We start from the raw sequence: 18,897 nt of genomic DNA on the forward strand, positions 1-18,897 counted from the left end.
GGGTAAGAGTGCTAATAATTTAGTAAATCATCGTATTGCAAAACAACAATGCGCTCCTTTTGATTAATATCTTTGACAATTTTAGCATGGGGAAAATTGCTTTTAAATCATACTGAAACATATGGGTCAATTTCAAAGATTAACATTCCCTTATAATTCAAATATTTAATCGCGTTTTTGCAAATAAATTGATATTCTTTTAATCCTTCGTTTTTAGCAAATAATGCTCTTTTAGGTTCGTGTCTAAGTGATTTTGAAAACTTGCTTTTCTTATTTAGATAAGGGGGATTGCAAATAATTAGGTCAAATTTTTCATAAATTTTTTTAAATCAATTAGAACGAACAATTTTGGGATTGACATTATTAATTTTGGCATTATATTTGCTTTGTTTAATGGATTGACGGCTAATGTCTACCATTGTTATGTTATTAGTGTTTTTATTTTTGGCAATTGCTATTCCAATAAAACCTGAACCACAACCTAAATCTAATATTTTTGTGTTTTGATTAATAAAATTGTATGAAAATAAAATTAATTCTTCGGTTTCATATCGAGGAATTAACACTTTATATCTTAAATCAATGTGCACATTTTGCATAATTTGATATCCAATAATTTTTTGACATGGCACATTTTTTTTTAGTAATTTTTTTTCTTTTTTAGAAATAGTAAGTGGTAAGTCATAGCGAATTTTTTCATGGAGCAATTCATTTTCGGAAATCACTATAACCCTGCCTCTTTGATTTTTTGGGCTTTTTCATCGGCAATTAGAGCTTCAATAATTTTTCCAAGATCCCCATCCATAATAGTTTTTAACGAAGTTGAAAAACCAATTCGATGATCAGTCACACGGTCTTGTGGATAGTTATAAGTTCGAATTTTTTCGCTACGATCACCAGTTCCAGATAGTTTTCTTAAACCGCTTTCTTCAGCTTCTCGCTTATTCATTTCAATTTCGTAAAGTCTTGATTTTAAAACTTTCAGCGCTGTTTCTCGGTTTTGAATTTGACTTCTTTCATCTTGTGAAGTAACAACTATGCCACTAGGTTTATGAGTTATTCTAACAGCTGAGTCAGTTGTGTTAACGGATTGACCACCGGCACCAGAACTTCTAAAAACATCAATTTCAATATCTTCAGGTTTAATATCAATTTTAACATCATCATCAATTTCGGGCAAAACTGTTACTGTAGCGGTTGAAGTATGAACTCTTCCTTGAGTTTCAGTTTGTGGAACTCTTTGAACTCTGTGAACACCTCGCTCAAATTTTAATTGAGAAAAAACTTTTTCACCTTTCACACTAAAAACAATTTGTGAAAAACCGCCAGCCACACCAAATGTTGAATCAATAATTTTTATTTTAAAATTTTTATCTTCACAATATTTTTGATACATTTTAAATAAATTTCCAGAAAAAATGTTAGCCTCGTCACCGCCAGCTGCGCCTCTAATTTCCATAATAACATTTCGTTTATCATTTTCATCTTGAGGTAAAAGCAGCTCCTTAATTTTGTTCTCCAAATCATTTAATTGGTTAACTTGGTTGTCAATATCATTCTTGGCTAATTCTAATAATTCAGCATCTTTTTCAGAAGATAGAATTTCTCTTGTTAATTTATGTAAATCTTCAATGTTTTGATATTCCTTGAAGTGAGTGTAAATATCTTCTAAATTTGCTTTTTCTTTACTTAATTTTGTGTATTGCTTGATATCGTTATAAATTTCTGGTGTGTTCAGTTTTTCTGAGAGGTTTTCATATTGCTTAGCAATTGAAGTTAGTGATTCATACATTGTTTTTTCCATAGTAAAATTATTATAACAAAATTGAAAATAACATCTAAGAAAATGTATCACCATTTATTTTCAAAGATAATCCAAACTAATTTATTTATTTTTAAAAATTTAACTATAATTAATTAAATATGAAAATTTATAGTTGGGATATAAAATCAAAATTGGAATTAAACAAAGATATTGTAATTTGTTTAGGGTCTTTTGAAACTTTACACTTAGGGCACAATGAATTATTTAAAATTGCTAGAGATCTTAAAAATACTAACCCCCATTTAGAATTAGCAGCAATGATGTTTCAAAATCCAATTAGAAAAGGCGAAATTGCTTCAGAAAAAGCTTTTCAACCAAAAACACGGTTATACACATTTCATGCACTAGGTTTTGACAGTGTTTTTATTATCAATATGGATAAAAATTTACTAAATTTAGATTATAAGATTTTTATCAAGAGTCTAAAAGAGAACGGGGTTAAAAAAATTGTTTGTGGTCAGGATTTTCGCTTTGGTTTTATGAAAAAAGGGACAATTAATGACTTAAAAAAAGAATTTGAAGTCTATGTAGCCGATGAAAAAAAAGTTAATAAAGCCAAAATTTCATCAACCTTAATTAATGAATTTATTAAAGAAGGTAATGTCGAAGGGATGAATGCTCTGTTAATAGAAAATTACGCATTTATTACGACAATGGATAAATTTAGATATAAATATCCTAAAAATTTAATTTCACTCAAAGATGGTGTATATATTGTCAATGTTGTTATTAGCAATATTGAATACCATGGCATTACCTTGATTAATTCCAAGAACCATTCTGAAGAGAATCAATTAAACAATATTTTATATTTATATGATCTTGAAATTATTCCTTCTAAATATGAAGAAATCTTTATTGAATTTCTACACCGAATCCGTTATATTGATAGTATTAAAGAAGATAAACTTTCAAAATCTGATATTGAAATTGGAAAACGTTGATTTATTGAAAATATGTAAATATTAAAAAAATAAAAAGCCCTTTATTATTGAGCTTTTTGTATTTTTTAATCGTAAAAACCTTTTTCTCTTAATTTGAAATAAGGTCCATCTTCTGTAACTGGTAAACATATTTCTTTAGCAACATCTTTAGTTACATCTTCACCATTGCCCATGGCAATTCCTAACCCGACTTCTTCGAGCATCTCAATGTCATTTTCTGAATCTCCAAATGCAACCATTTGATCCAAGCTAACATTTAGTAAATCACCCAATATTTTTAGCCCAGTAGCTTTGGTAATTCCTTTAGCAGAAATGAAAACTCCACCAACTCATTCTGCCAAAATTCATAAATCCATATTGTTTTCTTCAAAAAATTTTGCTAATTTCACTGCTAATTCATGTGGTGTTTTTGAACTTATAGTAATCAGATAATTTTTATCATTTTGTTTTTCAAATTCTTTTTCTGATATGAATTTATCTTTGTAAGGGCGATAAAATCAATGATCAATGTTAAATAGGTTATTGTAATATCCTCATTTATTACCAACAAATGAAAATGGCAAATTATGATCTTCAGCATATTTTCTAAATTTTATAAAATCTTCATATTCAATAGTTTTTTCAAAAATATATTCACGAGTTTTTAAATCTAATATAAATGTACCATTAGCACCTATAAAATAATCAACATATGGGTTGTTGATTTGTTGTCCCACTGTAAAAATATCACGACCAGAACATAAAACATTTATGTAATTTTTTTGTTTCAATTTTTCAAACATTTCTTTCATACGAGGAGTAAGTTCATCTACTCCAAATGGCAATAGGGTACCATCGATGTCAAAAACAATCATTTTATATTTAGTCATTATTTTTCTCCTTAATTAACCTTTCAATTCGATTTAAAAATATTTTTTCGAAATGATAGTTATCCAATTCTTTATGTCCTCATCCAATAATTAATTTATTAAATACAAATATATTTCGCTCATATTTAGAATTTTCGTTATTTTTAATTATTTTAAAATTTTTAAAAATAAATTCTAATTCAGGAGCTGATAGATTAATAATTTTTATGTTAAAGAGTTCATCTAAGTTCTCAATTTGTACATAATCCACATTTTCTAATTTTATTTTATCTATAGAAATTCTTTGTAAAAAATTTACAACTGCATCAGTATTTAGTAATAGTCCAAGGTCATGGATTAAACTACGAATATATGTTCCTTTTGATACTAAAGTTCTAATTTTAAATTTTTGTCTTTGTTCATCAAAATCTAATAATTCTAATTCAAAAATTTTAATATCACATGGTTTAAGAATTATTTCTCTGTTTGTTCTTGCTAGATGATAACTACGAACTCCATTAATTTTCTTCGCAGAAAAAGTTGGAGGAATTTGAGTTGTTGTATTTTTTATTCTCTCAATAGCTGACAGCATTGCCAATTTAGTTACAGTTACTGGATTTTTTATTTCGAAAATTTCTTCGCCTTCGTCATAACTTGCTGAACTTTTATTTAAAGTAGCTTCAACAATATACTCTTTGCTACTACTTGATAATAAATGAAGAGCCTTAGTATCTTCATCTGTGGCAACAATAAGCAACCCCTCTGCTAGAGGATCTAAAGTTCCTGCGTGCCCTATTTTTTTAATATTGTTTGCTTTTGCAAATTGCTTAATTGCCTGAAAGCTGGAAATGCCTCGCTTCTTATTAATTTTAAAAAACATATTTATCCTATTAATTATTGTTTTGTTGGGAATATCATTATATAATAAAAATTAATAAAATATTTTTAAAAATGAAAATCTTTATTTATTTTTATTATATAATTGTTAGTGTTATGCCGTCATAGCTCAGGGGCAGAGCACTTCCATGGTAAGGAAGGGGTCGTTGGTTCAATTCCAATTGACGGCACCATTTCATCTTATGACCCTTTTTAAAAAACATAAATAAAATAAGTAATGTCTAATCTCTAAACATTACTTATTTTTTTTCAAATTAATGATATGGCACGGGTAGCAAGACTCGAACTCACAACACACGGGGTTGAAGCCCGTTGTTCTACCATTGAACTATACCCGTAAAATGCTACGTTAAATATTTTAACATTTTAATTTTATTTATTTATTTTTTTAGAAAATAATTTAACGATATCATTTACGGTTTTCAAATTACTTAATTCTTCATCATCTAAGATGTTTATATTATATTTTTTTTCAATATCACTAACAAGAATTACTAGATCTAAGCTATCAATTTTTAAACTTTCAATAGTTGAGTTTAAATCAAATTTAACTCTTGTTAATTTTTTAATTTCTTTAAAAATTATTTCTTCTATATTCATAGAAATAATTATAACTTATTTATTGATATCTTATATGATACAAAACTTTTTCGTGTTTGGTTCTGTCAGTATAAAGAAATTATCACATTTTGATTATCAATTTGTTTATAAGCATATTTAATTTTTCCATCAGTAACGGTCATTCGATTCAAAATATCTTTTATAATAACCGTGATCATATTTTCATCAATTCAACCTTGACCATCTTTAAAATTTAAATAATCATAATAATCCTCAGATTTTATTTCTGGAAAAACTTCTTTTCAAGGAGTTTCAATTATTTTTCTTTTTTTGCTCGGTTTATCAATATCTTTGATAATCTCTTCACCGTTATCATCAATATCTTCATCTATTGTCTCTTTATCTCTTTCATTAGGTTTGAGATTTTGAGTATCTTCCGGTTTTACACCCTGATTATCTATTTTTTGATTAGGTTTGTTATTCTTTTTATTTATTAAGAAAAACGCAGCAACGGTTCCACCTATAGCGGCAATCCCTAATATTCCCACCGACAAACCAATAAGTATTTTTTTTCTGCTTATGACTTTTTACCTCCAATTTTTCAAATTTCATCAAGACTTTTTGCATGTTTTACAATTTTGTCCACTTCACTATGATTTACTGTATATCATTTTTCTTTCGTTAACCACCCCCGGATATTTGACACCTCTAAACTGATTAAACCAATATTTCGATCAAAAAAAGGTTTAGAAATAAATTGATTATAAATTAGAGTGAATTTTTTTAATTTTTCACCAAACGAAATGTCCATATCATAGTGAAAATTTCCATAAAAATCAAGAGGCAAAATAATTCCTTTTTTCGAAGACTCATTGTTTGCTGAAATAATAGTTTGTTTTAATTTATTATCATAGTAAGAATATGAATCAATCAAAATTTCTTTATTTTTATTATTATCTCAAGGGTTGTAAAATAGATCAACATTCCCCTTAATAGTTTCTAAATCAATCTTGGCATTAATTTCTAATTTTTCAATATCTGTTTGATTAATTACCTTATTGATCTTTCCATCAGTTTCAATTTTTAATAAACTAAAATCATAAATTTTTTGATTAAATTTTCCGAGTTCCAATTTTATTGGTTTAAAATTAAAATTTAAATATTCACGCTTTTCATAATGCTTCATTTTAATAGGCTCAACCGCATTAGGAATGCTTGATATGTTAAGTTTAGTTAATAAATTAATACTTGCCCCATTATTATCAATTTTAATTTGCTTATTATTTTTAATTGAATTTATTGCATAAGTATAGCGTTCTGCTTGATATCATGTCTTTTCATTAAGAATGAAAATTTCAAAGTTAACATTAGAAATATCATTAAATAGAGTTTTTTGAATTTCCGGACTAAATTCACTTATACAACTAAATGAATAAGATCCACCACCTAGTTCTTCTTTGCTAAAAGTTACTTTTTTATTATTAATCAAAGCTTCCACTTTTATATCATTTATACCACTACTAAAATTATGATATTGAAATTCAATAATAAATTTATCATCCTTAATTAATCTTCTAATTGCTAAATTGGCTCGTTCAGTAAAATTAACTCATTTTTTTAAATAAACTGCACGCTCTGCTTTGACATAAAAATTTTCTAATCAAAAAATTGGTCTTATATTCGTAGATGATATTTCTTGTGGTGGTAAATTATTTATTAATAGCACTTACAAAACTCAAAAATAGGTTGATTACAAAATGTAATTTTTTATAATAAGAATTTTTTGATCAATTATTTAGATATCATTCACTATCGGGGTTATTTATTATAAAATCCTCAATAAATATTTTTTTATAATCATTGTTAAGTGTGTCAAGAAAAATTTCAAGTGCAGTTCTATTATTTTTTAATAAATCATTTTTTTTATTAATTTGGTTTTTCATATTTACATATATGCAATATTTTGTGATAAAATCACGTTTTTGCTGTAAACTTAATTTTTTAATATAATCTATGTTTTTTAAATCCATTTTTGCCTCCACTTATATTTAAATAAATAAACGGGAGATATTGCAAATATTGATACAATAAGAAATGTATTTATTATATAAATAATTTTTTAAGAGTTTCAAGGAGGAAATATGGAAGAGATAAAAATTCAAAAAATAATAAGCAATTTAGGTTACTGCTCAAGACGTGAAGCAGAGAAATTAATTGAGGAAGGTAAGGTATTTGTTAACGGGAAACGTGCTGAAATTGGAATGCGGGCAAATGTTAATGATCAGATCGAAATCAACGGAAAATTACTCAAAGCTAAGCAAAAATTTATTTATTTGCTTCTAAATAAGCCAAGAAATACCATTTGTAGCTTAAATGATCCGCAAGGGCGTAAAACAATATATCAACATATGAAAATTGATGATTATGTTTATTCAGTTGGCAGACTTGATTTTAATACCACAGGAGTTATTTTAATAACTAATGATGGCGATTTGGCTAACTTCTTAGCGCATCCATCATCGGAGATTAAAAGAGAATATATTGCCGAATTAGAATCTCAGCTAGAAATAAAATCACTAAATTTTTTAAATTCCAATTTTGTCAAACTAAATGGCAAATTTTCAAAACAAACAGTTAAGCATATAAAAGATAAAAAATATCTTGTTTCATTAAACGAAGGAAGAAATCACCATGTTAAAAATCTTTTTGCTCTCGTTAATAATCAAGTAATAAAATTACATCGTAGATCATTTGGATTTTTAAATGATAAAGAACTTAAGATTGGCGAGTTTAGACAATTGAATACTACTGAAATCGAAAAATTAAAAAAACTTCAACAAGTTAAGTTGAAAGTTTCTTAATTTTCTTTATTAGAATTTTTATTTATAATATTAATAATTTTTGATTCAATATGTTTTTCATCAATTTCTAATTTACTTTGAGTTGTTGAAATAATTTCGTTAATTTCATAATTATCAATTCCGATATTATATTTAGCATATTGTTTTCAACCACTAGTTGACATACTTTCAAATGAAATAGTATAGTTACGGTCATATTTCATTTTTCTTAGATTATTCATATTTGAAGCCGATATTAATGAAAGATTTAATTTTTTGGCAATATTATACATAATTTTAAGATCAAAGCCAGTTGATATTAAAGTGAATTTATTATTGGAATTTAGTAAATAATATGAGCCGGCTTTAAATTCATTTTTAGATGTTTCTTTAATGACTGGAATAATATTATCACTAATTAAAATAGCGGCCGGGTTTGTTGTGTTATTTAAATAATATTCAAAAGAACCCTTTAACTCTTTAATATCAAATGGTCGCATTGTTGTTAGATTGGGAATAGATCTTAAAAGCATTAGTTGTTCAATTGGTTGATTTATCTGCCCAGTTGAAAATAAAACTAAATCATTAACAAAAACAAACAATACCCGCGATTTATTAATTGCGGCCATTTTTATTGCTAAGGAAATATAAGTAGCATATGATAGTGGAATAAACACTATTGGTCGAATATTAGAATGAAGCGCAAGACCACAAGCAATATTGGCCATTGCCATTTCTCGATTACCTAATAGAATTGTTCGACCATCTAGATTATTTTTTTCAAATACTCCATTTAAATAATGGTTATTAGTTGTAGACATAACGCTATTGTTACATATAAAAATATTTCCATAATTATTTGCTAAATTATTAACAATAGAATAAGTTGCATTTTCATAACTAATATCATCTTTTGTGTTTATATCATTGATGTTTTCTTTAATTTCATCACTTAAAAAGGCTAGCAATTCATTTGATGGACTTCAACGATTAAATTTTTCAGAATTTTTTGCAACCATTTCTTTATAAGCCTGTGTTACTTCAGCGTATGACGCAAAAAAATCATTTTTTTGAAAAGAACTTTTTTCTTTGATTTTTTCTAAAACCTCTTCATTAAATTCGCTCTTTTCAATTCCGTCAGTCAAAAAATTCATTTCACTAAATTCGGTTCGAATTTCTATAAAGGTTGGTTTAGTACTATTTTTTGCTTTTTTAATCGCCTTTGAAATTGATAGTGTTGTTGCGTCATTAAGAAAAATATAGTTAAAATTTATAGCTTCATATTTCTTTTTATTATTAGTTTTTTTGCGACTATCTAAAGTATTAATTTCCATTGAATTAGAATCATATAAAACAATTAATTTATTTAGTCCGTTCATACCGGCATAAGTTAAAGCCTCATAGGCGCTGCCTTCTTGTAAATCACTTTCATTGCATAAAACATATGTAAAATGTGAGACTTCAGGAAACTTATTTGACATATGAGCTTCAGCAACTGCTAATCCCACAGCAACTCCAACACCTTGACTTAATGATCCTGATGAAAAATCAATACAATATTTGGCATTTTTTTCAATAGTTAGTGGCAAGTCACTATCTTTTTTACCATAGTTTCTCAGTTGCTCTTCTGATATTAATCCAATCATTTTTAACATTGAATAGTATAGCTGTGAGCCATGAGTTGAGCTTAAAATAAATCTATCTCTTGCTACTCAATTAGGATTATTTGCATCAAATTTAAGATGATAGAAAAATACGGCATGAAAAATTTTTGCCGCTGAAATTAACATATTTGGATGATTATTATTGGTATTTAAAATAGTGGCTAAAGCATTAATTTTTAAATTATCAACCGCAATTTTGTCAAATCTCTTATTATTTTTCATTAAAGACACCTTCAAATACCAAATTAATATTAATTGGTTTTGTATTAATTAAAGAATAAATTTTTTGTTCGATTAAAAATACTATCATTTTTGTTTGAAAAGAAAAAATACTAAATTGCCCGATTTTATATTTTAAACTAATACTTACGTTTGAATGTTTATCATTTGACACTACTTCCAAATCACTAATTCGAATTGGGTATTCAATATTATTAAAAATGCTTTGAATTGAATCTTTAATAACTGCAACTTCTACTTTAAAAGCAAAATTCATTTTGGTATTAACCGAAATATAATCCATAATTATGCCCTACCAACATATTTTCCTGTTTCGGTTGAAACAGATACGATTTCACCCTCTTTAATAAATAATGGGGTTTCGATTACAAAACCAGTTTCTAAGGTTACCTTTTTTTGAGCTGCTTGAGCAGTGTTCCCTTTAACAGCATCTGGTGATTCAACAACTTTTAAACTAACATTAGCTGGAAGTTCGATGTCTAAAACTTCACTTTCAAATTTTCTAACGATAACTTTTTGACCTTCTTTTAAAAAGTTTAATTCTCATTTTAAATTTTCAACTGGAATTTCAATTTGTTCAAAAGTTTCCTGGTCCATTAAAACAATATTGTCACCAGCATTATATAAATAATCCATGTTGATTTTATCAATCATTGCTTTTTCGACTTTGTCGCCACCAGTAAAAGATTTAATTGTAGTTGAACCATTTCTTAAATCTTTAACTTTGACCTTAACATTAGCTTGTCCTCTTCCTTGTTTTGAATGTTGTGCTTCTAAAACAACATAGATATTACCATCTAATTGAAAAGTAACTCCGGATTTTAAATCATTAACATTTATCATGTTTTCTCCTTAAGTAAATATAAAAATTATTTTAATCAATATTATAAATATATTTTGAGTAATTTTTAGATATTTAACTAAAACTACAACTTTTAATTTTAAAAAAGATTTATTATTTACAAAATTGTTAAAATTTAATCTATGAAAACAATTAAAAATTTTAATAATCCCGAATTAACAAAAAAAGAAATAAAAATTTATCAATCCTATATTACTAAATTAAAAAATTGACTAATCCAAAAAAATAATTCAGCTAAGACTAATGGTATTTCTCTTGGAATATCAGGCGGCATTGATAGTGCAGTGCTTGCAAAGATTGCCAAATTATCTTTTCCTAATCAAACTAATTTTTATTATTTTAAAACTAGAGAAGATGAATACACTGAAAACCATGTTAGATTACTAGAAAAATCATTAGAGCAAAAAATTGAATGAATTGATTTATCTTCACAATTCATTGATCTAAAAGAAACTTTAAAAATTGAAAGTAAAATGGCAGTGGCTAACTTAAAATCGAGATTGTATATGACCTCAATATATGCACTGAGTCAAGAAAAGAATACTTTGGTATTGGGAACTGATAATTTTGATGAGTATTATTTGGGATATTTTACAAAATATGGCGATGGTGGATGCGATCTTCTACCATTGGCTAATATTAAAAAAAGTGATATATATGCGCTAGCTAATATCCTTGATGTTCCAATTGAAATCATCTTAAAAAAACCATCGGCAAATTTAATTGAGGATCAAGACGATGAAAGCGAACTTGGATTCTCATATCAGGATTTTGAACTATGAATTACTGATAAAAACTTAGTTTCAAAAGACATTGCAAATCGAATTGAAAATTTATATAAAAAAACAACCCATAAGCGGAACTTGCCACCAAAAGGTCCTAAACTAAAGGGTTAGTTTTTTCAATTTCTTTTCAAATTTCATGTGATTTAAACATTTCTTCTTCGCTAATATTTACATTATTAACATTAAGCTTAATAATTCCATCTTTTTTATTGAAAAAAGGCTTAAAAACCGGAATTTTAAAATCTAATTCTTTAAAATTTGGAAAATTATTCTCATTTGCTATTAATTTTCCAAAAATATTTCCTGAGAAATTTAGTGGAATATAAAACCCAGGGTTATTTCCATTAGCTTTTTTTTCAAATTGTTTTTTTAATAAATTGTACTGAAAATTGTCACTAATCAAATAATCATAGGAATATTCGGTTTTTGATATTTTGTTATAATGCGAATCAATAGTAAAATTTCTTACCGGAAATGTTTCATTGCCAAATTCTAGTTCACTAATTAACGCCGGCTTATTATTTTCGATGTTTTCAAAATCAAAATTTTCATCTGGTTCATTCGATAATAATTTAGTTGTTGAAGTTGCGACTTTATTTCACGGAATACCAATTTTAGGTTCATAAAAATTAACTTTTGTTTCTAATTTATGAATTTTTGATAAGGATGGCAACTTACTAATGTGTAAATTCATAGATTTATTAACAATTACAAAGCTAGCTGATTTAATCACTGAAGTTGATATTGGTGTTTTGAAAATATCATCATTTATACCAACATCATTTTTTGTAGTTGAAAATTTAAAGATTAAATCAAAAGCCAAATAGTAATTGGCATGGCCTCTTCTTCGTGTATATGAAAGAAATGACATTTTTTTTATTTCATTAAAATATATTCTTCCACCATCTTCATAATTGGTAATTTTATAAATAATGTAGTCATTATCTAGTTTTTTATTGCTTAAATTCATGTTTTTATCGTTCAAGGTTAATTTTTTTGTATCTCCCAACAACATATTCTCATGAATTTTTAGCTCAATAAATGCTGCATTTGTGTTAATATCCCGATCTATTTTTAGATATACCGGTAATTTATCCAACAATGCATTTGAAAATGTTTGTAAATAACTACTACTAATAGTATTACTGCCTAATCTTGTGTATACCGTATTCATGGGACTTACTAAACAATCCCATTCCTCGTTATAATAAACTTTGTTGCTTTCTTCTTGATATTTTTGAACTATAGGTGCTGCGCTAAACATTATTTTCTAAATTTCAATAATAAATTTTTTATCTGCAGTATTAGTTCAAATTTAGTTTTGCAAAAAGCATGAAACAATTTGAAAATATCAAGAGAATTTTTAAATAAAATGTGTCTATTCATATGTCTCCTTATTTTTTTATTAGACACATTCATTACACCATTTTTGAAATATTAAATTTGAAAAATGAAACTGCTAAATATTATTATTTATAAATAAATAAAACTTTTAGCTTTTAGCAGAATATTCATGATAAAGCTATAAATAATTTATTTATTTTTCTATAAAATGTTGCTTTTGATACATAGAAATCTTTTCAATTTGTTTTAGTAAATCCATCTTTAGTTTTGAATAGTTTTACATACAATTCTCTAATGTCTTCAGGCAAAGATTCTTCAAAAGTAATTAATAGATCAGAGTATATTTTTTTAAACATTTTTTTGTATGTATACATTTGCTTTTTATTTGTAAAACAAACATCGTCTAAATCAATATCAATGTCATTAAAGCCATAATCAATTAATACTTTAAAAGGATTCATTTTCTTGAATTTTTCCAATATCTTAATCATATACCTCCTCATCTTTTTTTGTATAAATCAAAATTTTGTTTTAAAATTGGAAATTTTTGTTTATTTTTATAAAAGCTTCCTAAATTAAGACATTTTTTTGTTCACATTTTAATTTTAAGACGGCTAACAAATTTTTTTTAATATTTGCGAAAAAAAAGATAATTTTTTAAGAAAATTTGCTTATTTTTTATACATTTTAGAATTTTTAAATGTAAAAAATGATTTTTAGTTAAATTTTTTAATTCTAAATTATTAATAATTTTTAATTAAAAAATTTAATTTATACTACTTTTTAATAAAATCTTATTCTGAAGAATTTTTTTATAGGTTTTAAATGATCTTGCTAGTTAATGTCAAAAATTATTCACTCTATGATAATTGTTTAACTCTAGAAATTAAATTAATGTGCTTAAAAATTTTTAATTTAAAAAAATCTTTTAGTCTAGATAATTAGTGATTTTATTAACTTCATTTGTTGCTAGAAAAATAATATTTACATTTTTTATTAAACTAATATATAATTATTTATGTTAAAAATAAAGGAGAATAATATGAAAAAAAATACCAGGTTAACCATTTCATTAGTCTCGTTGAGTTCACTTTTTGCCTTACCATTAATTGTAGCTTCATGCACTAACGAAAAGAAAAAAGACGACAAAAGAGATATTAGCGAAGAAATATTTGAAGAACACTTAGCAATTAAATTGTCTAAAATCGCACACAACCAAACTGAAACCGATGCCGATGAAGTATCAGATGCACTTGTTAAAGCAAAAGACTGAGATGAAGTAAAAAGTCTTTTCAAAAAATATGGAATTACCTACAAGGAAACAGAAGAAATGCCAGATGGTGCGACATTTGCAGTTAATAAATCAACTCACCCTCATGAAGATGAAGGATTAATTCATTTAGATATTGACAGAACCGTTAAGGGGGTTGTAGCACATGCCAGATTTGAAATTAGAGGATTTAAAATTGTAGCCATTGAAGATAGTTATACTTTTGGAAATTGAAAATTAGAAACTAAATCAAAAATAACTGCGCCAATTACAACAGTTAAAAATGAAATTCTTGCGGCTCAAAAGAAAGGATTTGATGAATTGATCAAAGCCTTACAAAAATATGTTAAGGTCGAACAAATTGATACAAATGATAAAGAATCTGAGTTTAAATTTGACGAAAGTGATGTTGAAGAAGTTTCTGATTCTGGTCAACTACACTTTGAAAAAGTCTTTACTTATCAAAAATCATCTCCTGATAAAACTACCCCTGCCCCTACTCACTTTGTAATTACTGGATTAGAAAAATCATAATATTGGAAACAAACAATGAAAAATAATAGCTCACTTATTATTGTTAAAAAAATAGCTATTTATTTTTTTATTTTATTAATCATTATTTCACTAGTATTTTTTGCAATAAATATTTTAATTGAACCGCAAATTAAAAAAAATATTGCAGTTAGTAGTCAAATTGAAAGTAATTTGTGAAAACGATATCTTTATTTTTTAGGCAATTTATTTTCATTTCAAACTGGGCGGATTTTTTCAAGCGAATTAAATAATGTTAATCTCAGCATTTTTGGTTTATATTTATCACAATTTAAATGAACAATTTTATTTACTATTCTAAGTTTCTCAATTGGTTTTATTCTTGGTAATGTGCTAGGAATTTGAAGTGCGTATAAATATAATAAGAGCACAGATTTTATTATTAATCTAACTGTAGCGGCGATTTCTACTATTCCATTAATAGTTTTAGCCATAGTTGCTTTAGGAACTTCAACATTTTTAGGATACCCTTCGCAATTTATTAGTAACTCTAAATATTTACTAATTTCTTTATTGGTTCCGGCTATCATTAGCGCTTTTGGATCAATTAGTCTATTTCACGCTAGATCACGGAAAATTACTAAAAATGTTATGCAATCTAATTATTTTGAATTTGCAATTTCTTTAGGCAATAGTCGCTGAAAATTATTTAAATCACAAATTTTTAAAAATCTTGTGATTGGAGAATTACAAGCAATCGTTCCTTTCTATCTTCTCTTATTTTCAAGTTCATTAGTCATCGAAAGAATCTTCTCTATCCCGGGACAAAGTGTATTTATCTCATATGCTTTTAGTAAAGGCGAAGTTAACTTAATCATGTTTTATTTTACTTTCAGTTTTTTTACATTAATTATTTTTAAATGAATTAATCAAGTTATTTTAAATATACTAAATCCATTACAAAATATTGAAAGAAGAATAAAATGATTTAATAGAAAGTGAGTCAAAAAACATGCAATCAAATAATAATTTATTTAAATTTGCACTAAAAAAACCAATTATTAAAACGTATGCAATTCACCAAAGTCAAAAACGACAATTTTGAAAAAGGTTTTTTGAGAAAAAAATCAATATTGCAAGCTTAGTGATTTTAGCCACAATTATTATCTCTAGTTTAATTGCCCTAATCTTTATTAGAAACTCACCTACTAAATCCATTGACTCCAATTCTAATTTTGTAAATAACTTGCCAGCAATAAACCAACTGGTAGTTCACAATTTCGAACGTGGGCCACAAGTTGACTTTATTCGAGAAATTGCTAAATTAGAAGGCCAAAGAGCTTTTCAAACCAATAGCATTCCACAATTCACAATTGCTTTTGATTCGGCTTTGGATTCTGGTGGAGATATCACTGTCAACACTGACATTATTACACTAGTGTATAATCCATATGATTTAATAAAAGCTATTAATCTAAACTCAAACTCACACATTTCACTTCCTAGTACACTTTTAGGAACTAATCAAAACGGTGTTGATTTATATGCAAGAATTAATGTCTCAATTTTCATTACACTAACTACAATTATTTTAGCAATAGCCATCAATATTTTAGTAGGGTTTTCATTAGCTGCTATTTATGCATTTCATGAACGTAAATGATATGCTAATTTAATTGATAAAATCGCTACAGTATTAGGATCAATCCCAGAATTAATTTGAATTTTCATTTTATGTATCTTTTTGGGAACACAATGATATTGAATATTGTTAGCTTTTTCTCTAATATCATGAATTTCTTATTATGAAATTGCTAAAAATGAAATGTTGGGATTAATAAAAAAAGAGTATATATCAGCAGCAATTGTTGTTGGACTAAATAAATTCCAGATTACTTATCGTCATTTATTTAAAGCGATTTTACCAACAATGCTAATTTTAGTTGTTGATCGTTTAGCTATTAATATTTTAATTATTTCTTCTCTTGCCTTTCTTGACTTAATTACTAATGAAGGAAATTTAAATATTGGAACTATTTTAAAAGAAGCACTACTGTCAGCGAAGTCAAATTGAGTTTATCTAGTGCTTGTATCCTTCTACTTAACATCATTTTCGATTTCACTAAAATTATTCAATATATCTCTCGCAACCACATACTATCCAAAATTATCTTTAAAAAAATAATTAAAATATACAATTTTTTCGTTAGAAAATGTATATTTTTTTATATATTATTTTTGAAAAACGAAAAATGTATTCAAAAATAATATAATTTAATTTATGAATGGAGAAAGAAATGGCAATAAAACCAATAAGAACAACGCTTAAAGTCATCCTAGCATTAGGCGCCATCGCCGGAATTGCAGTCGGTGGATATTATGGATATAGATACTATCAAAAAATAAAATCTGAAAAAAAAGATGTTCAAAATCAAAAGAGTGACTCATCACGAGCAAAAGAAAATCAAGGTGAAAAAGGTTCAAACAATATCAACAGAGAAGTAATTGTTCCTAAAAATGTTGAAGAAATGTTTTACAAACCAGAGAATTTAATTAGAGTAGGACATTGAAATATTTTAAATTATGGCAGTACAGAATCAAGCGACAAAAACGGACCCAAGGTGCGAGCTATTGCTGAACTAATCTATAAAAGCAAGCAAGATGTTGTTGGATTAACAGAAATAAATTACAATCGCGGGGAAGATGTTAAAAATATTGTAGATGTATTAAATTCAATAAATAGTAATAATTCATTTAAATATTTAATACAACCAACTAAAGATGCAAACCCAACAAGTTCTAATGCTACCAAAGAACAGGTTGCAATTATTTACAACTATAAAAGAATTAAAGAAAAGAATTTTACTAACGGAAAAAATATTCAATCATATGGAACCACCCAAAAATTTCAAGGAACTTCATATAAGAGACCACTATTTGCGGCATATTTTGAAACTATTGAAGGAAGTAAACCATTTGTTTCAATATTTGGTCATCTAGATAGTCCGGCAGTTGGAAAAAATAGCACAGAAAAAGCAGATAAAACATACAAAGGACAAGGAGCTCAAGAAGTTGCTGAGGCTTCGGAAATAGCAAATGCCTTTAAATATTATGAGGAATTATCAAATAATGCCTCAATTATCTTCGGGGGTGACACTAATATCAAAACTGAAAATAATCGTTTATTTAATAGTGAAAATTTCATAAAAAATAATATAGAAAACTATTATGGTGAAATGTCAATATTCGAAGACAAAAAAACAACCACAAAGGCAAAAAAATACGAATTTTATGAAACATCGTTAGGCACAAATGAAAAGAATGGGTACGCCAACGCTTATGATAAATTACTATTTAAAGAAAACGGCGGTTTAAACATTATTAATGAATATGAAAAAACAACATATAAAGATAAGAAGTACCAAAATGTTCCATTCAAAGCCGATATTATTAACGGATTTAAAAATGGAATTTGAGATAGAAATGTAATTTTAAACCTAAGACCAAAACTTCAACTTAATAAACAAGGTAAGAAAATCAGTGATTTTTCATTCATTCGCAATAAGATAAGTGATCACACCTTAGTTTATTTAGATTTCGAAATTAAATAAAACTAGTATCATTAAAATTAAACAAAAAAGGCAAGTGTCAATCGCACCTTGCTTTTTTTAATTTATAAAATAACACATATTTAATGTTTTAGCAGCAGAAAAATAGTAAAGACTAGCTAAAATACTTTGCTCAGAAAAATATAGCACTAAAATTATTCATAATCTAGCAAAATTAAGCGATTTATATGCTTTAGTTCTAAAAATATTTTGAATAAAATAATTTTAGTTAATGATAAATTAAATTATGAGAATTTTATTAGTCATATTTGATGAATAAACTTGAGATTTTAAATGATCACATAGGCGAAGATTTTTTAAATCTAAATTTTGATAAAAATAAATTATTTAAAAATCTGTTAGATATTAATCAAAATATTTTTATTAATCAAGATAATTTAAATAAATGACTTAATAATTATGGATCTGATAGTTCAATAAAACCAACAATTATCTTAAACAATATTGATTTTGTTAATTTTAAGTATTTAGAAAAATATTTAAATAAATTTTATTTTATTATTTTAACATCTAATATTTTTGAAATTGCATCAAATTTTGAGGAGTTAGAGCAATGTGCTATAGTTGAAAAAATAATGGTATTTCTATAAATTCTGGAATTGCTCTTCATAGTCGTATTGAAAACGAACAGAATCAAAGTCTAGACATGTCCAAGTCTTTTAATTTATTAAAAAATGACGATTGCTTCAATTTAAA

At 26.2% G+C, this 18,897-nt stretch carries 21 protein-coding genes and 2 tRNA genes; 9 read left to right on the forward strand and 14 right to left on the reverse strand.

The genetic code is table 4. The features are described from left to right. Positions 1-11: 11 nt before the first annotated feature. Both DA803_RS01355 and prfA read right to left on the reverse strand, forming a co-directional pair. A complete protein-coding gene (locus DA803_RS01355; RefSeq protein ID WP_114190845.1) occupies positions 12-725 on the reverse strand; it encodes a peptide chain release factor N(5)-glutamine methyltransferase in 714 nt (237 codons plus the stop codon). Continuing rightward, positions 725-1,804 carry a peptide chain release factor 1 gene (gene prfA / locus DA803_RS01360; protein WP_114190846.1) on the reverse strand — a complete coding sequence of 360 codons (1,080 nt, stop codon included), beginning with the start codon at positions 1,802-1,804 and terminating at the stop codon, positions 725-727. The genes DA803_RS01355 and prfA overlap by 1 nt, the downstream gene beginning before the upstream one ends. 119 nt (positions 1,805-1,923) lie before the next feature. Between prfA and DA803_RS01365 the strand changes: the two genes are divergently transcribed. Further along, positions 1,924-2,787 carry an FAD synthase gene (locus DA803_RS01365; protein ID WP_114190847.1) on the forward strand — a complete coding sequence of 288 codons (864 nt, stop codon included), beginning with the start codon at positions 1,924-1,926 and terminating at the stop codon, positions 2,785-2,787. A gap of 47 nt (positions 2,788-2,834) precedes the next feature. On the opposite strand, the gene DA803_RS01370 is transcribed toward DA803_RS01365, so the two are convergent. Together DA803_RS01370 and truB are read right to left on the reverse strand one after the other, a co-directional pair. Further along, positions 2,835-3,638: a YcsE-related riboflavin metabolism phosphatase gene (locus DA803_RS01370; protein ID WP_114190848.1), complete on the reverse strand. Its 804-nt coding sequence runs from the start codon at positions 3,636-3,638 to the stop codon at positions 2,835-2,837. Next, the gene (gene truB, locus DA803_RS01375) at positions 3,631-4,497 is read right to left on the reverse strand and encodes a tRNA pseudouridine(55) synthase TruB (protein ID WP_114190849.1); all 867 of its coding nucleotides are present in this window, start codon (positions 4,495-4,497) and stop codon (positions 3,631-3,633) included. Before truB ends, DA803_RS01370 begins: the two co-directional genes overlap by 8 nt. A gap of 115 nt (positions 4,498-4,612) precedes the next feature. Between truB and DA803_RS01380 the strand changes: the two genes are divergently transcribed. Continuing rightward, positions 4,613-4,687 (forward strand) — tRNA-Thr (locus DA803_RS01380). A gap of 90 nt (positions 4,688-4,777) precedes the next feature. On the opposite strand, the gene DA803_RS06155 is transcribed toward DA803_RS01380, so the two are convergent. The 5 genes from DA803_RS06155 to DA803_RS01405 form a co-directional block, all read right to left on the reverse strand. Continuing rightward, positions 4,778-4,852: transfer RNA gene (locus tag DA803_RS06155), tRNA-Trp, on the reverse strand. A 34-nt stretch (positions 4,853-4,886) separates the two neighbouring features. Then, positions 4,887-5,114, reverse strand: coding sequence for an acyl carrier protein (locus DA803_RS01390; RefSeq protein WP_114190850.1), 228 nt, complete (start codon positions 5,112-5,114; stop codon positions 4,887-4,889). Positions 5,115-5,122: 8 nt separating this feature from the next. Further along, positions 5,123-5,623 (reverse strand): MHO_1590 family protein, encoded by a 501-nt coding sequence (locus tag DA803_RS06160; RefSeq protein WP_277869742.1) that lies wholly within the window; start codon positions 5,621-5,623, stop codon positions 5,123-5,125. A 29-nt stretch (positions 5,624-5,652) separates the two neighbouring features. Then, positions 5,653-6,801: an MHO_1580 family protein gene (locus tag DA803_RS06165; protein ID WP_114190852.1), complete on the reverse strand. Its 1,149-nt coding sequence runs from the start codon at positions 6,799-6,801 to the stop codon at positions 5,653-5,655. Then, positions 6,785-7,105 carry an MG284/MPN403 family protein gene (locus DA803_RS01405; RefSeq protein ID WP_114190853.1) on the reverse strand — a complete coding sequence of 107 codons (321 nt, stop codon included), beginning with the start codon at positions 7,103-7,105 and terminating at the stop codon, positions 6,785-6,787. Before DA803_RS01405 ends, DA803_RS06165 begins: the two co-directional genes overlap by 17 nt. Before the next feature lie 111 nt (positions 7,106-7,216). Here DA803_RS01405 and DA803_RS01410 point away from each other — a divergent pair, with 111 nt between their 5' ends. Continuing rightward, positions 7,217-7,936: a pseudouridine synthase gene (locus DA803_RS01410; protein ID WP_114190854.1), complete on the forward strand. Its 720-nt coding sequence runs from the start codon at positions 7,217-7,219 to the stop codon at positions 7,934-7,936. On the opposite strand, the gene DA803_RS01415 is transcribed toward DA803_RS01410, so the two are convergent. The 3 genes from DA803_RS01415 to efp are packed head-to-tail and all read right to left on the reverse strand — an operon-like array spanning position 7,933 to position 10,662. Continuing rightward, complete coding sequence (locus DA803_RS01415; RefSeq protein ID WP_114190855.1) at positions 7,933-9,801, reverse strand: thiamine pyrophosphate-binding protein; 1,869 nt, start codon at positions 9,799-9,801, stop codon at positions 7,933-7,935. The genes DA803_RS01410 and DA803_RS01415 overlap by 4 nt on opposite strands. Then, positions 9,791-10,102 carry an MMB_0454 family protein gene (locus DA803_RS01420; protein ID WP_114190856.1) on the reverse strand — a complete coding sequence of 104 codons (312 nt, stop codon included), beginning with the start codon at positions 10,100-10,102 and terminating at the stop codon, positions 9,791-9,793. Before DA803_RS01420 ends, DA803_RS01415 begins: the two co-directional genes overlap by 11 nt. 2 nt (positions 10,103-10,104) lie before the next feature. Beyond that, positions 10,105-10,662 (reverse strand): elongation factor P, encoded by a 558-nt coding sequence (gene efp, locus DA803_RS01425; protein WP_114190857.1) that lies wholly within the window; start codon positions 10,660-10,662, stop codon positions 10,105-10,107. Between the two features lie 141 nt (positions 10,663-10,803). Between efp and nadE the strand changes: the two genes are divergently transcribed. After that, on the forward strand, positions 10,804-11,577 hold the full coding sequence (gene nadE, locus DA803_RS01430; protein WP_114190858.1) for an NAD(+) synthase: 774 nt from the start codon (positions 10,804-10,806) through the stop codon (positions 11,575-11,577). Here nadE and DA803_RS06170 read toward each other — a convergent pair. Both DA803_RS06170 and DA803_RS01440 read right to left on the reverse strand, forming a co-directional pair. Next, positions 11,561-12,730, reverse strand: a complete 1,170-nt coding sequence (locus DA803_RS06170) for an MHO_1580 family protein (RefSeq protein WP_114190859.1) — start codon at positions 12,728-12,730, stop codon at positions 11,561-11,563. The two genes, nadE and DA803_RS06170, sit on opposite strands and share 17 nt — an antisense overlap. A 235-nt stretch (positions 12,731-12,965) precedes the next feature. Beyond that, positions 12,966-13,301: a hypothetical protein gene (locus tag DA803_RS01440; protein ID WP_114190860.1), complete on the reverse strand. Its 336-nt coding sequence runs from the start codon at positions 13,299-13,301 to the stop codon at positions 12,966-12,968. Between the two features lie 551 nt (positions 13,302-13,852). Here DA803_RS01440 and DA803_RS06175 point away from each other — a divergent pair. The 5 genes from DA803_RS06175 (at position 13,853) to DA803_RS06190 (ending at position 18,791) form a co-directional block, all read left to right on the forward strand. Then, on the forward strand, positions 13,853-14,614 hold the full coding sequence (locus tag DA803_RS06175) for a hypothetical protein (protein ID WP_114190861.1): 762 nt from the start codon (positions 13,853-13,855) through the stop codon (positions 14,612-14,614). Between the two features lie 15 nt (positions 14,615-14,629). Then, positions 14,630-15,598 carry an ABC transporter permease subunit gene (locus tag DA803_RS06180; protein WP_114190862.1) on the forward strand — a complete coding sequence of 323 codons (969 nt, stop codon included), beginning with the start codon at positions 14,630-14,632 and terminating at the stop codon, positions 15,596-15,598. Next, entirely contained in the window at positions 15,585-16,757 is a 1,173-nt protein-coding gene (locus tag DA803_RS06185) for an ABC transporter permease subunit (protein ID WP_114190863.1), read from the forward strand. Before DA803_RS06180 ends, DA803_RS06185 begins: the two co-directional genes overlap by 14 nt. Before the next feature lie 112 nt (positions 16,758-16,869). Further along, the gene (locus tag DA803_RS01460) at positions 16,870-18,183 is read left to right on the forward strand and encodes an MnuA family membrane nuclease (protein ID WP_114190864.1); all 1,314 of its coding nucleotides are present in this window, start codon (positions 16,870-16,872) and stop codon (positions 18,181-18,183) included. A 269-nt stretch (positions 18,184-18,452) separates the two neighbouring features. Next, on the forward strand, positions 18,453-18,791 hold the full coding sequence (locus DA803_RS06190) for a hypothetical protein (protein WP_114190865.1): 339 nt from the start codon (positions 18,453-18,455) through the stop codon (positions 18,789-18,791). Positions 18,792-18,897: the final 106 nt, after the last annotated feature.

Origin of the sequence: [Mycoplasma] phocae, assembly GCF_003332325.1 — a bacterium.
Taxonomy (GTDB): Bacteria; Bacillota_I; Bacilli_A; order Mycoplasmatales; family Metamycoplasmataceae; genus Metamycoplasma; species Metamycoplasma phocae.